The organism is Cryobacterium sp. Hh38, assembly GCF_004403235.1.
GTDB classification, from domain to species: domain Bacteria; phylum Actinomycetota; class Actinomycetes; order Actinomycetales; family Microbacteriaceae; genus Cryobacterium; species Cryobacterium levicorallinum.
The window spans coordinates 116,150-129,524 of the sequence record NZ_SOHD01000033.1; the positions used below are offsets into that span (position 1 = coordinate 116,150).

Below are 13,375 nucleotides of genomic sequence, written 5' to 3' on the forward strand. Positions count from 1 at the left end.
GTGCCGCCGCCGCTTGCGTCCGGCACGGCTCGCTTCGTGTCGAGGTGGTGACACCCCAGGAGCGGGTCAGCTGCTTCTCAGCTGAAACACCTCGACACCCCGCAGATAGCCTGCACCCGCGGCTACGTACCGGTTTCGGAACTACGGTTGCTGGTTGCGGCTCTAATACTGCGTCGCGGTTCGACGGCGATTGAGCAAGAGAACGGCCCCGAGGAGTACGAGTGCAAGTGCCGAGCCGATCGGTGCGGAGGCGTTCACTCCGGTCCCGGCTAGTGTGCTCGTCGCGCTTGTACTTGCGGCTGCGGCTGCGGCTGTAGTGCCTGTGCCCGTTCCGGGTGCGGGGGCGGGCTGCACGGTGATGTTGAGTACTGAGACGGCGCCGCTAGTCTGGCCAATCAAGACGAGGTGGTGGGCGCCGGTTGACAAGGCGGCGAGGTTGACGCCGTTGATGATGACCATGCCATTTACGACGGGGAACGTGCCGAGCAAAGTCGGTGAGGAGTACGCGTAGACATCGACAAAGCTGTCCGTGGGATCGGACCAGGGCAGGTTTCCTGAGAAGGGTTCGCTGGTGTCGAGCGAGTCGAGCGGGTTGCCCACTGTGGCTCCGGTGGCGATGAAGGCTGCGGAGGTGGCAGCGCTGTCGAGGCTGTTGTCGACGATGAAGGTCTCGAGTTCGGCGGTGGTGCTGGCCGGCGGTAACGCTGCGGGGTTCTGAGAGTTGACCCGCAAGGACTGGGTGGCGGTTCCGGTGTTGCCGGCCTCGTCGGTAACGGATGCTGAGATGGTGTAGCTGCCCGCAGTGACCGTGGGGGAGATTGCCCAGGTTCCGGTTCCGGTCGCTGTCGTCGTCAATGTTTGATCACCGAGAGCCACGGTGACGGTTGTGCCGGCGGCTTCGCCGGTGGTACCGGTGATCGCCGGTGTCAGATCGAGTGTGGTCACAAAGGCGCCGCCATCGATCGTGACGGTTGGCGCTGTGACATCGCGCACGACGGGCGTCGTGGCGTACCCCTGCCAGGGGTTGGTGAAGCCGGTGCGGTCCGAGAAATATGACACCGTCAGGCCGGTACTGAAGCCGAGCGAGCCTTGGTCCTGCTCAGAACCGGCAGTGAACACCGTGGGGGCATTGCCCGCGAAGGACACAGAAGTCAGATCGTTGACGAATTCATGGGACATAAAGTCTGATTGGTTGGAGAACGCCTGGTTACCGATGCTGGAAACTGACGCGCCGATGCTCACCGAGGTCAGGTGCCCATAAGCGAAGGCGAAGTCGCCGATTTCGGTGACGGAATTGGGAATGGACACCGACGTGAGCGCCGTCTGCTGGAACGCGCCTGCGGCGATTGTGCTGACCCCGCTACCCAAAGCCAACTCGGAAAGACGCCCGCTCACTGCAAATGCATACGGTCCGATGGTCGTGACTGAATCGGGGATGCTGATCGATTCAAGATTGTAGGAGAAGCCAAAGGCGTATTCACCGAGAGTTTCAACCGAGTCGCCGAGTACGACCTCGGTCAGATTGTTCAGGTGCTGAAAGGCGCCGTCGCCAATGGTGATGACGGAGTTGGGGATCACGACAGAGCCGATATTGTTGTCGGTGCCGTTGCCCTGCAGATGACCGCTGAAGGCCGTGCCGCCGATGTCGACGATAGATTCACCCAGATCGAGTGTGGTGAGTTTGTTGGCAAAGAAGGAGAAAGCGCCGACGGAGAGCACCGAGTCGGGCAGCGTGAGGGTGGTCAGGTCGTTGTCGGCGAAGGCGAATGCCCCGATGGTGATGACCGATCCAGGGATCGCGATGGGGTTCAGAGCATTGTTTTGGAATGCACCGTCCTCAATGGCGAGGATAGAACCAGGGATGGAAACGGAACTGAGTTTCGTGGACGTGGTGTCTTCGTAGGCTACCCGGAAGGCGTCCACGCCGATGCTCGTTACCGGATACGAGCCGACGCTGGACTCAATGGTCACGCTCGCCGCAGAGTGGTCGTAGTCAGTGACCGAGGCGGTATTGGCCGCGTCGTCGAGCGTATACGTGACGCCGCTGATGATTTGGGTGGTCGTCGCGGCCGAGGCCGGGCCAGCCACAAGGAGGGCGGCAGCGATGAGCGCGAGCGCTGCGGCGCATCCGCTCGCGCGCAAGAATAGCTGGTTCATCTGACCGCTCCTGTAATTCGTTCACCGTGCGGCCAGTCCGCGCGAATTGCCCGGGGGCGTGCTCACATTACCCAAAAGGGGGGGGATAGGTGTTCCCCCGACAACGGGGCAGACGGTATTTTAGGCGGTGTGTTTGGAGCCCTCGTCGGAAGCGGCTGTTGCGGCGTTCCTGGCCAGCAGGTCGCGGATCTCGGTGAGCAGGTCGAGCTCGGTCGTGGGGTCGGCGACGACCTCGGAGGGAACCCCGGCGGCGCGGCGACGGTCCTGGGCTTCCTTGAGCTTGTTCAGCGGCAGCACGATCGCGAAATAGACAACGGCGGCGATCAGCAGAAAATTGATCAGTGCGCCGATGACGGCACCGAATAAGATGCCGTCGCCACCACGTAGAGGCAGGACGAGCGAGTCAGCCAAAGACTCGGCGCTGAAGATCGACGCGATGAGCGGGTTGAAAATGCTCGTAACGATCGACGTGACGAGGGCGGTGAACGCCGTGCCGATGACGACGGCGACGGCGAGGTCGATGACGTTGCCGCGCATGATGAATTCTTTGAAACCGTTGATCACGGGGTGCTCCAAACGAATGACTTGGGCGACCGTCTTGGTCAGCGCCATGCTCTAAGACGCCTTGGCGGTCGGAACGGAGGGGGCCGCGGACTTGGCGGGTGTGCTGTCCGCCTTCTTCTCGGTCTTGGTTTCGGCCGGTTTACTCGCCGAGGAGTCGGACTTGTCGCTCGAGCTTTCGCTCGGCTTGCGGTCGAGATTCGGGTTGGACCGCTTCGCATCCGATTTAGAGTCGTTGCTGTAGAAACCGGAGCCGCTGAAGGTCACGCCGATCGAGGAGAAGACCTTGCGCAGTTTGCCCTGGCAGGTCGGGCACACCGTGAGCGAGTGGTCGGTGAAGGCCTGCTGGATGTCGAAGGCGGTGTCGCACTCGGTGCAACGGTAAGAGTAGGTAGGCACTGCATCTCCAGCTGGTTGAGCCGACAGGCAAAATGCCCGCCAGAACTAAGGTTAGGCGCGCTGGCGCCCCGTCACATGCAGAACGGGGTTCACGGGCGGTATTAAATGGTCAGAACGCGATGATTCTGGTCGGGGTGACGAGCCCGTTGACCGGTTGGTCGTGCACCTCGCGGGGAACCTCGTCGAGGTATTCGCTGTCGAAGACGACGGCGTAGACCGGCGGGCACTTTTCCATCGAGCCGAGGGTCTTGTCGAAGTAGCCGCGGCCCCAGCCCATGCGCAGACCGGACTCGTCGATGGCCGCTGCCGGCACGATGATGAGGTCGACATCGTTGATGGCGATCGGGCCGAGCAAGGTTCCGACTGCTTCGGGAACCCCGGAAATGCCGGTGAATTCTTCTTCGCCGTCGCCGACGGTCCAGTCCAGCAGACCGTCTTCGCGAGAAATGGGAAACAGAATACGGATGCCCTCTGCCGTTGCCCAGTTGAGAAAGGGCCGGGTATCGGGTTCATTGCGCGCCGACAGATAGCAGGAAATCGATCGGGCGGAGAGATCCACGACGAGGCTTTGCAGGTTTGCGGTGAAGCCGGCCGTGGCGGATTCACGCTCCGACGATGTCATGTTCTGGCGACGTTCGCGCAGCTCCGCTCTCAGCGCACGCTTTCGATGACCAATGTCGGAGTCCATATAAGGCATCCTACTTGCCACTAACCTAGGGCCCATGGGTACCCCGATAACTAAAGCCGTCATTCCCGCAGCTGGGCTGGGAACACGATTTCTGCCAGCGACCAAGGCCATGCCGAAGGAGATGCTGCCCGTCGTCGACAAACCGGCCATCCAGTATGTCGTTGAGGAAGCCGTTGCGGCCGGGCTCAGCGACGTGCTGATGGTCACCGGGCGCAACAAGAACGCCCTGGAGAACCACTTTGACCGCATGACCGAGCTGGAGGCCATGCTCGAACGCAAAGGTGACCAGACCCGGCTCGCCAAGGTGCGCGAATCCAACGAGCTTGCCGATATCCACTACGTGCGTCAGGGCGACCCGCGCGGCCTCGGCCACGCCGTTCTGCGCGCCCGCATGCACGTCGGCAACGAACCCTTCGCCGTGCTGCTCGGTGACGACATCATCGATGCCCGCGACCCCCTGCTCACCCGCATGCTCGAGGAGCAGGGCAAGCGCAACACCAGCATCGTGGCGCTGCTCGAGGTCGACCCGTCGCAGATTCACCTGTACGGCGCGGCCGCGGTCGAAACGACCGACGACCCGGACGTCGTGCGCATCACCGGGCTGGTCGAAAAGCCCAGCCAAGAGGATGCTCCCTCAAACCTCGCCATTATCGGCCGCTATGTGTTGCGTCCGGAGGTGTTCGACATTCTCGAGCACACCGCGCCGGGCAAGGGCAACGAAATTCAGTTGACCGATGCCCTGCAGGAGATGGCCGTCAACCCCGAAACCACCGGCGGCGTGTACGGCCTCATTTTTCGTGGGCGTCGTTATGACACCGGCGACCGGCTCGACTACATCAAGGCCATCGTGCAACTCGCCGTCGATCGCGAAGACCTCGGGCGCGACCTCAAGCCCTGGTTGCACGAATTCGTCGCCACGCTCGACTAACGTTTTACAGAGCCCCACCGGGGTTTTCAGCCCACGACAGACAGGCGAACCGTGCCGATCGCTATTCCCACCCTTCGCGAGGGGGCCGTCACCCTGCGCCCGATCCGATTGCGCGACGCCCGCGCCCTCGAGGGCGAACTTCTGGCCAACCGTTCCTGGCTGCGCAAGTGGGAGGCGACGAACCCGTACGCGCCGATGTCTTTCGACACGCGCGCGAGCATCCGGAGCCTGTTGACGCATTCGCGGTCGGGTAACGGTCTGCCATTCATCATCGAAAGCAACGGCGAACTGGCGGGCCAGCTGAACGTGTCGTCGATCACCTGGGGATCACTGTCATCGGCGACCATCGGCTACTGGGTGAGTGAGAAGTTCGCCGGCCAGTCGATCACGCCGATGGCCGTGGCGCTCGCGACCGACTACTGCTTCTATCAGCTCGGCCTGCACCGCATGGAGATCTGCATCCGCCCGGAAAACAAGGCGAGCCTGCGGGTCGTGGAGAAACTCGGCTTTCGCTATGAGGGATTGCGTCGCCGCTACATTCACATCAACGGTGACTGGCGCGACCATTTCTGCTTCGGTTTGGTCGCCGAGGAACTCACCCAGGGCGTGCTGCGCCGCTGGCACGATGGTCTGGTCCCAGCGGATGCCGCCACGGTCACCGCGGCCGATCTCGAGTCGGCCGCGCATCCGGTGCGGGTCATCGTTCGATGATCGCCCCGATTTGCCCCGTTCGGGGGCGGAATCAGCGTATTAACTTCGGTGACACGCCACCGGTAATCATCGGCTCTGGCCGCTGCGCCTCTTACCGTTGTCAACATGAGTAATGAGGCATTGGGTGGCGGGGTCATGGTGGCGGTGGCCGCCGTGCTCTGGGTCGCCTACCTGATGCCCACCTGGTCGCGCCGCAAGCAGTACCAGGCGACCGAAAAAAACGCCGTGCGGCTGCAGCAAACGCTGCGCATCCTGGCCGAAACCGCCGAGGTGCCGCACCAGGTGCGACTCGAAGCCACCGCCCGCACCGTGGCCGAGCAGCAACGTGTTCTGGCGCGCGCTGAGCAGAGCGAACGAGCCGAAGCGCAAGCGGTGGCGGATGCTGCCCGCGACGTTCGCCGCGCCGCTGCGGCCGTCGCTGCTGCCGCTGCGCCGCGCGTGGCGGAGTCGCCCGTTTCGAAGCTCCGGCGCCTGCGCCGTTTCCGCGGCCTGGTGTCGCTGATTCTGCTGGCCGGATTCGTGCTGGCCGTGACTGGGATCGCTCCCGCCCTGGCTGGCTCGTTCACCGCCTTGGTCGGTGGCGCAGTTGTCATGGTGGCCGCGTTCGGCATTCTCGGCCGGCTGGCCACGGTTGCCCGTTCGGCGCGTGTGGTGCGCGTGGACGCCCCGGTGGTGTTGCCCGTTCTGGTCGGCCAGGCCTTTGAGCCCGTGCAGCTTGAGGAGACCCCGGTTGCTGCGGCGACCTGGACGCCGCAGCCGGTGCCGCGAGCGATGCATCTCTCGCGCGGATCCATTGCGCAGACGGCGATGGCATCCGTTGAAGCGGCCAATCAGCTGCGCAAGGCCGCCGCCGAGGCGGAGGTCACGCGCCGCGCCGCAGCGCTCGCCGAGGAAGCAATCCGGGCCGCCACGCCGATCGCCAGGCCCGCGGTGGCTGCGGTGCCGAGCCGTTTCGCGTCGATGGGAATCGTCGGCGAAACCAGCCCCGGCATGACCGACCTCGACGCCGTGCTGCGTCGTCGCCGCGCCGTCTAATCGGCGGCTCGGGCGGGAAGCGGCGAAAGTGGCGGCCAGCCCGTGATATTCTTCAAAGGCAGTTTGGGGCTATGGCGCAGTTGGTAGCGCGTCTCGTTCGCAATGAGAAGGTCAGGAGTTCGAATCTCCTTAGCTCCACTCAGACTGTAAGAACAGCCCCGGCCTCGGTCGGGGCTGTTTTCATGCCCGGTCCGGGATGGTGCGCTTTGGCGAGGTGGTGAGACAGAACTGTCAGATTGGCAACGAGACTTTACAGCCCCTTGACGAGGACTCATGGGGCAAAAGGTGGTACCTCGCGTGGCCAGGCCGAGTTCAGCGGGTTGAAGATGACACCTCATGCAGGGCGGCACGGGTGCTGGGGCCGACGGCGTCAAGTCGCGCGCGGAAACGAGGGACGCGGGGCCGAAACTGGCATTGCGCGGGCGGTCAGGCTATCGGGGGGCGCTGCAGGGTCTGGGTGATGCGGCTGGCCTCGTCGAGCAGAAGTTGACCCAGAATCTTCTGCCGCTCGGGCTTGAATCGTGGTTCGATGCCGGTGAGGGAGAGCGCCCACCCCGGGCGACCGCTGCGATCGAAGATCGCGGCGCCCATGCCCCAGCTGCCCTCCAGGACGAGTCCCGGGTTGACCGCATAGCCCGTCACTCGGGTGCGTTCGAGATTGGCGCGGATGCTCGCGGGGGAGTGCTGGGCGCCCCAGCGAGCCGCGAAGGTCTCGGTGTCGACGGATCCTGTGTCGGCCAGGAGGGCATCCACTTCGGGCTCGGGCAGGTAGGCCAGAATGGCCATTCCAGCGGATGCCACCCCCAACGGAAAGCGCACCCCCTCGTGCAGCACGAAGGAGCGGATGGGGAAGCTGCCCTCTTCGCGGAGCAGACACACGGTTTCGGCGCCGCGCCGAATGGACAGGAAGGCGCTCTCCCCGGTCGCTTCGGCCAGGCGCACGAGGCTCGGCCGGGCCAGCTCCTCGATCGGATAGCGCGCCGCGGCGACGGTGCCCATGACGAACACCTCTGGGCCGTAGTGCCACGTGCGGCGCACGGCATCATGGTCGAGCAGGCCCTCGGCGGCGAGCGAGGTGAGTAGCCGGTGCACGGTGGGCCGGGTCAGGCCCGAGTCCCGCACGATCTCGGCCAGGGGCGTGCCGGCCGGGTTGCGCCCGACCAGGCGCAGCAGCAGGGCGATCCGGCCGGCGACCTGTGCGCCCGGCACCGACTGTGCGGGTTGTGCGGCGGGGACGGGGTGTGCGCTCTGAGCTGGCTGACCGCCGCGTTCTGGGCGGGCGGCGCGAACCGAGGCATCGCGACCTGATTGCCCGGCCGGCACTGGCGACCCGTTGGGTGGCGTCGGCACGTCCGATGCGGCTGGTTGAGAGATTATTTCGCCTCCTGTGTCCATATTGTGGATGATTAATATCCTACTGTTCACGAGGTGGAAACGACGGAAGCTTGGGTTTGACAGGGCTTATCGGGTCTGAATAGCATGACGATATCGGCCGATGTCCACAAGGTGGACACTGCGGCAGGCGCGACACCAACTCGATGAGGAGAACGTATGTCCAAGGTTCAGGCCAGCGCCAGCGAGGCGCTGCACGACGTCCTGCGCGACGGGATGGTGCTCGCGGTCGGCGGCTTCGGCCTCAGCGGAATTCCGGCGGATCTCATCGACGCGGTGCGGGCATCCGCTGTGAAAGATCTCACCGTCGTATCGAACAATATGGGCGTCGACGGCAAAGGCCTGGGGGTGCTGCTTGAATCCGGGCAGGTGCGCAAGGTCATCGCCTCGTATGTGGGGGAGAACAAGCTGTTCGCCGAGCAGTTTCTGGCGGGGATGCTCGAGGTGGAGTTCAGTCCGCAGGGCACCCTGGCCGAGCGGTTGCGGGCCGGCGGCGCGGGAATTCCCGCCTTCTATACCAAGACCGGAGTCGGCACGCTCATCGCCGAGGGCAAGCCGCTCGCCGACTTCGACGGCGAAACGTATCTTCAGGAACGCGGCATCGTCGCCGACGTCGCACTGGTCAAGGCCTGGCGCGCCGACACCCTGGGCAACCTCGAGTACCGCTTTACCGCGCGCAACTTCAACCCGGTGGTCGCGACCGCCGGCATTATGACGATCGCGGAGGCCGAGATTATTGTGCAGCCCGGCGAGATCGATCCGAATCACGTGATCACTCCGGGCGTCTATGTGCAGCGCCTGGTTCAGGCCTTGGCCCGGGTCAAAGACATCGAACAGCGCACCGTGCGCAGTCGGCCCGTACTGGCCGGCGTACAGGCAGGGGAGTAGATCATGGCGTGGACCAGAGATGAAATGGCCGCGATCGCGGCGCAAGAACTGAGCGACGGCGACTACGTGAACCTCGGCATCGGCATTCCAACGCTCGTGGCCAACAACCTGCCCGAGGGAATTCAGGTGACGCTGCAGAGCGAGAACGGGCTGCTCGGCATGGGGCCGTTCCCGTGGGAGGGCGAGGAAGATGCCGACCTCATCAACGCCGGCAAACAGACCGTTACGGTACTGCCGGGGGCGTCGATCTTCGATTCGGCGACCTCGTTCGGCATGATCCGCGGTGGGCACGTGAAGGTCGCCATCCTCGGTGCCATGCAGGTCTCCGGCCAGGGTGACCTCGCCAACTGGACCATCCCCGGCAAAATGGTCAAGGGCATGGGCGGTGCGATGGATCTCGTGGCCGGAACCCCGCGCGTGATCGTGCTGACCGAACACGTCGCCAAGGATGGCACCCCGAAGATCGTCACCGAGTGCACCCTGCCGCTGACCGGCGTACGCGTCGTGGATCGCATCATCAGCGACACGGCCGTCTTCGATGTGACGCCGACCGGCCTCGTTCTGCGGCAGCGCGCCCCCGGCGTGAGCCTGCAGGACATCGAGGACACCACCGAGGCCGCCTTCACGGTCGAGGAGCTGGCTCCGAGCTGCTAGCAGGGGGAGCTTGCTCCGAGCTATGAGCAGGAGGAGCGTGCTGCCGCCTTCCGGCAAGGGAAGACCCCGTCCGAGTTTCGGACGGGGCCTTCCCTGTTTCAGGATGCCGGCGGCGGGGTCTCCGTGTCGGCTTCCGATTGCTCGGTTGGCGCGTCGTGCACGCGCGACCCGTCGGGGTTCAGGCGGATGACGCGCGGCCGGGCCGCGTGCATCCGTTCGTCGTCCCAGTCGGTTGCGTCGGGCCAGTCGGTTGCATCGGGATTGAGGCGCTGCCGGGCAACCGGGTCTGCGCCGCTCGGGTCAGGCTGACGCGGCGACATATGCGTTCTGGATGACCGAGCCCCAGTAGGGCCCGAACATGGTGTTCGCGATGTTGTTGTAGCCAAAACTGTTGACCGAGTTCTGCAGGCCGGTGGAGCCGCTGCCGATCATCCACGGGCCGCCCGAGGAGCCGCCGGTCATGTCGCACGGGATTCCCTGGGACTGGGTCTGGCCGTAGGGGTCGGCGCTGGCCGTGCCGTAGCAGGACTGCAGGGTCTCGCCGGTGAAGGGCGCAGCTGCCGGGTAACCGTAGGCCGTGTAGGTGAGGCCACGGCTCTGGTTGAACGTGACTCCGGACGCGCCGACGCTGTCGCTCAGCGACGTGCCGGTGGGTGAGGAGACGATGGCGAAGCCGGTGTCGTAGCTGATATCACCGCTGTTGCTCCACTGGGTGGGAGCGTAGAGCTCGGTGGCATTCCACTGGCCGAACGGGGCGGAGCCGTTCTCGTAGGCCGGTACGAAGATGAGGCGTGTGGCGAAATTGCCGGGGCCTTCGTTGACGCAGTGGCCGGCGGTGACGACAGTGTTCTCGTTGGCCGCGGAGATGGCGTTGCCGGAACAGACGTAGTCGGTGCCGCCGAGGGTGAAGAAGATTTTACCGATGTGGGAAATCGGGGAGACCTGGGTGGCTGCGGGCGACTGGTCCGAGTCCGCTGCCTGCGGGGACACCAGGGAGGTGGTTCCGGCCGCGACAGCACCGATCGCTCCGGCTGCCACGTTGTCCTGTACCAGGACCTCGCCGGGTATGGCGGACTGCATACGCTCCGGGGTCCAGTAGTCACCGCCCTGTTGGGTCTGCGGAACGACCCAGCGGTCGACATCCGCTGACGAGGTGGTGCCTGTCAACTCGGGCGCGATTGCGGCCGAGGCTGCGCCGGCCGACAGGAAACCGCCAGCACCGACCAGCGTGCCGATCAGAAGCGCCGAGAGGGCGCCGGTTCTAACTTTGCTTCGCATCATGTGCTTCACTCCAGTTATCGATCGCAACCAGCGGACCTTGTTGCCGCAGGTATTAACACAATATTGAGGAGTGCACTCGCTGTCTACCCCTTATGGGGGAGGCCCATTAGGGGTGTAGATGATCTGGGTCGGCACCGTCACCGTGCCGGGCCGGCTGCTGCGCTATGTCTTCGTGCCGGTGTCGGTCGACGGCGACCCGGCGCAGGGCTCCTTCATCGCCGCGTTCGATCTCAACGCCGAACTGCAGCCGGTGTCCGATGCGTCCCGCACCTATCTGCTCGTGGGCCTCGCCACGTTGATCGTGGTCGGGCTGGTCGGCCGGGTCGTGGCCGAGCGCCTGCTGCGCCCGATTCGCGGCCTGCGCGAAGCCGCCGCGCGCATCACCGCCTCGGACGTGGTCGAGCGCATTCCGGTCGTCGGCCACGACGACGTGTCGGCGCTGACCTCGACCGTGAACGAGATGCTCGACCGCCTGCAAGGCGCGCTCACCGGGCAACGCCAGCTGCTCGACGATGTCGGTCACGAGCTCAAGACGCCGATCACCATCGTGCGCGGGCACCTTGAGCTGATGAAGTCCGACAGCCCGGCAGATGTGCTGGCCACCCGCGACCTCGCCATCGACGAACTCGACCGCATGGGTGGTCTCGTGCGCGACATTTCCGCGCTTGCGCAGGTCGAACAGTCGGCGCTCGCCACGCGCCACCCCACCGACATCGCCGCGCGCGTCGAGCGGGTGCGCCTGAAGGCGGCCGCCTTGTCGGGGCACAGCTGGGTCACCACGGCCACCGCTGACGTGATCGTGGCGGTCGACGGCGACAAGCTCACCCAGGCGCTGCTGCAGCTCGCGGCGAACGCGGTCACCCACGGTGCACCGACCGGGGTGATCGACCTCGGCAGCGCCCTCACAGCGGATGCCGCTGGCCTGCCCCGCCTGCAGCTCTGGGTGCGCGACCACGGTCCGGGTATCAGCGATGAGCTGCTACCGCGCATCTTCGACCGGTTCTAGCGCGGAACCCGCGGCCGCGGACCGGCCGGCTCCGGCCTCGGCCTGGCCATCGTCGTGGCGATCGCGCAGGCGCACGGCGGCACGGCCGCGGTCACCGCGACGCCCGGCGGCGGTGCCACGTTCACCATTGACCTGCCCCGTGAACCTGCGTCTGCGTCACCCGAACCGAAGGACATCCGCTTGTGAGCCGCATTCTGATCGCCGAAGACGAAGATCGCATCGCCAGTTTCGTCGAGAAGGGGCTCGCCGCTCCCGGGCTCTCCACCGTCGTGGTGTGCACCGGAACGGATGCCCTCGACTGCGCGATCACCGGCGGGTTCGCTCTGCTGATTCTGGACATCGGGCTGCCTGGGCTCGACGGGTACGAGGTATTACGCAAGCTGCGCGCCGACCGTTCGGAGCTGCCGGTGATCGTGTTGACCGCGCGTGACTCGGCCGAAGACATCCTCGCGAGCCCGCAGGGCGGCGCCAATGACTACATGTCGAAGCCGTTTCGGTTCGACGAGCTGCTGGCCCGGGTGCGCCTGCGCGTGGCGGAGGCGCCGCGGGAGACGAGCTCGGTCCTCGGCGTCGTCAGGCTCCAGCTCGACCTGCGCACCCGCCGCGCAACCGTCGCGGATCGACAGGTTGATCTGTCGGCGCGGGAGTTCGCGCTCGCCGAGGAGTTTCTGCGTCACCCCGACCAGGTGTTGAGCCGGGAACAGCTGCGCAGCCGGGTCTGGGGCTACGATTTCGACCCCGGGTCGAACATCGTCGACGTGTATGTCGGCTATCTGCGCGGCAAATTTGGGACGGAACGCATCGAGACGATACGCGGAATGGGCTACCGACTCCGCTGAGTCGATAGCCCATCTGTCTCGGAGCCAGGTGCCTGCGGGGGCGTAAATCGACCTTCCGGGCCGGTTTTAGGTCGATCTGCGCCCCCCTCACCCGGTAGTCAAGAGCTTGGCTGCTGGTGGACTACTCGTGTTCGCTGCCGTGGCCCGAGTCGCCACTGCCGTCGTCGTGCCCAGAGTTGCTGCCGCGGCCAGAGGCGCTGGAGTCGTCGACCGTGGTCGAGGTGCCGGGACCGGAGTTGCCGGCGACGCGGGCGTCGCTGTCGTCCGGGGCGTCGTTCACGTCGTTATTGACGGTGGCGCCGCTGAGATCATCGGTGCCGGTGCCGGTGCCGGTGCCGGTGCCGGTGTCGGAGCCGATGCGTCCGTCGCTGTCGTCCGGTGCATCCGGAAAATCCGTGGAGTTGCTCGAACTGGGAACGGTGCTCGATGTGCTCGTTGGGACAACGACGGTGGGATTCGTGTTGGCCTGGGCGGCAATCACGCCGATCGACATCAGCCCGGCCAGGCCGAGGGTTGCGAGGGCGATGGTGCGCTTCTTCGTCATCTGGAACAGGGGGTGACCTTTCGTCTGCGCCGAAGTGTGGCGGATGGATTCTGTGGCGTTAGTCCACGCCTTCAATCAACTGAACCCCGATAAGGCAGACACGAGAGGTGAATGAGAGCACTCTCATGTTCAGCGATCAGCCGCCGTTACTACCCGAGCCGCTCCTGCCCGACCCGCCGCTTCCGCCGGAATCGTCGTCGTGTCCGGGACGGTCGCCGCCTTTATCGTCCACGACGACGGGGTCTTGAGCGGGAACGACTTCCGGGGTTGTTGCGGGCCCCGTCGGTTCGGT

At 65.2% G+C, this 13,375-nt stretch carries 14 protein-coding genes, 1 tRNA gene and 1 pseudogene; 8 read left to right on the plus strand and 8 right to left on the minus strand.

Features of this window, described 5'->3' with window-relative positions; all coding sequences use genetic code 11:
- Positions 1-162 precede the first annotated feature (162 nt).
- The 4 genes from E3T41_RS12185 to E3T41_RS12200 all read right to left on the minus strand — a co-directional run bounded on the left by E3T41_RS12185 (position 163) and on the right by E3T41_RS12200 (position 3,805).
- The gene (locus E3T41_RS12185; protein ID WP_134478785.1) at positions 163-2,157 is read right to left on the minus strand and encodes a leucine-rich repeat protein; all 1,995 of its coding nucleotides are present in this window, start codon (positions 2,155-2,157) and stop codon (positions 163-165) included.
- Positions 2,158-2,277: 120 nt separating this feature from the next.
- Complete coding sequence (mscL, locus tag E3T41_RS12190; protein ID WP_233195086.1) at positions 2,278-2,769, minus strand: large conductance mechanosensitive channel protein MscL; 492 nt, start codon at positions 2,767-2,769, stop codon at positions 2,278-2,280.
- Positions 2,770-2,772: 3 nt separating this feature from the next.
- Complete coding sequence (locus E3T41_RS12195; protein WP_092451042.1) at positions 2,773-3,117, minus strand: FmdB family zinc ribbon protein; 345 nt, start codon at positions 3,115-3,117, stop codon at positions 2,773-2,775.
- 109 nt (positions 3,118-3,226) lie between these two features.
- Entirely contained in the window at positions 3,227-3,805 is a 579-nt protein-coding gene (locus E3T41_RS12200; protein ID WP_092451040.1) for a 5-formyltetrahydrofolate cyclo-ligase, read from the minus strand.
- 34 nt (positions 3,806-3,839) lie between these two features.
- Here E3T41_RS12200 and galU point away from each other — a divergent pair, with 34 nt between their 5' ends.
- From galU to E3T41_RS12220, 4 genes are all read left to right on the plus strand, one after another.
- A complete protein-coding gene (gene galU / locus E3T41_RS12205; RefSeq protein ID WP_104132030.1) occupies positions 3,840-4,733 on the plus strand; it encodes a UTP--glucose-1-phosphate uridylyltransferase GalU in 894 nt (297 codons plus the stop codon).
- A gap of 51 nt (positions 4,734-4,784) precedes the next feature.
- On the plus strand, positions 4,785-5,444 hold the full coding sequence (locus tag E3T41_RS12210; RefSeq protein WP_092451036.1) for a GNAT family N-acetyltransferase: 660 nt from the start codon (positions 4,785-4,787) through the stop codon (positions 5,442-5,444).
- Between the two features lie 105 nt (positions 5,445-5,549).
- The gene (locus E3T41_RS12215; protein WP_092451034.1) at positions 5,550-6,479 is read left to right on the plus strand and encodes a hypothetical protein; all 930 of its coding nucleotides are present in this window, start codon (positions 5,550-5,552) and stop codon (positions 6,477-6,479) included.
- A 65-nt stretch (positions 6,480-6,544) separates the two neighbouring features.
- Positions 6,545-6,617: transfer RNA gene (locus E3T41_RS12220), tRNA-Ala, on the plus strand.
- Positions 6,618-6,905: 288 nt separating this feature from the next.
- Here the strand turns inward: E3T41_RS12220 and E3T41_RS12225 are convergent.
- On the minus strand, positions 6,906-7,688 hold the full coding sequence (locus tag E3T41_RS12225) for an IclR family transcriptional regulator (protein WP_241991154.1): 783 nt from the start codon (positions 7,686-7,688) through the stop codon (positions 6,906-6,908).
- A 342-nt stretch (positions 7,689-8,030) separates the two neighbouring features.
- Here E3T41_RS12225 and E3T41_RS12230 point away from each other — a divergent pair, with 342 nt between their 5' ends.
- Entirely contained in the window at positions 8,031-8,759 is a 729-nt protein-coding gene (locus tag E3T41_RS12230) for a CoA transferase subunit A (protein ID WP_092451031.1), read from the plus strand.
- Between the two features lie 3 nt (positions 8,760-8,762).
- Positions 8,763-9,413, plus strand: a complete 651-nt coding sequence (locus E3T41_RS12235) for a CoA transferase subunit B (RefSeq protein ID WP_092451029.1) — start codon at positions 8,763-8,765, stop codon at positions 9,411-9,413.
- A gap of 98 nt (positions 9,414-9,511) precedes the next feature.
- Here E3T41_RS12235 and E3T41_RS12240 read toward each other — a convergent pair whose 3' ends face one another.
- Positions 9,512-9,733: a hypothetical protein gene (locus E3T41_RS12240; protein WP_092451027.1), complete on the minus strand. Its 222-nt coding sequence runs from the start codon at positions 9,731-9,733 to the stop codon at positions 9,512-9,514.
- Positions 9,714-10,694 carry a serine protease gene (locus E3T41_RS12245; protein ID WP_174775300.1) on the minus strand — a complete coding sequence of 327 codons (981 nt, stop codon included), beginning with the start codon at positions 10,692-10,694 and terminating at the stop codon, positions 9,714-9,716. The genes E3T41_RS12240 and E3T41_RS12245 overlap by 20 nt, the downstream gene beginning before the upstream one ends.
- 118 nt (positions 10,695-10,812) lie before the next feature.
- On the opposite strand from E3T41_RS12245, the pseudogene E3T41_RS12250 reads away from it, so the two are divergent.
- Both E3T41_RS12250 and E3T41_RS12260 read left to right on the plus strand, forming a co-directional pair.
- A pseudogene (locus tag E3T41_RS12250) lies at positions 10,813-11,886 on the plus strand (sensor histidine kinase).
- A complete protein-coding gene (locus tag E3T41_RS12260; RefSeq protein WP_104131392.1) occupies positions 11,883-12,539 on the plus strand; it encodes a response regulator transcription factor in 657 nt (218 codons plus the stop codon). The pseudogene E3T41_RS12250 and the gene E3T41_RS12260 overlap by 4 nt, the downstream one beginning before the upstream one ends.
- A 121-nt stretch (positions 12,540-12,660) precedes the next feature.
- Here E3T41_RS12260 and E3T41_RS12265 read toward each other — a convergent pair whose 3' ends face one another.
- Complete coding sequence (locus E3T41_RS12265) at positions 12,661-13,083, minus strand: hypothetical protein (RefSeq protein ID WP_134478793.1); 423 nt, start codon at positions 13,081-13,083, stop codon at positions 12,661-12,663.
- Positions 13,084-13,375: the final 292 nt, after the last annotated feature.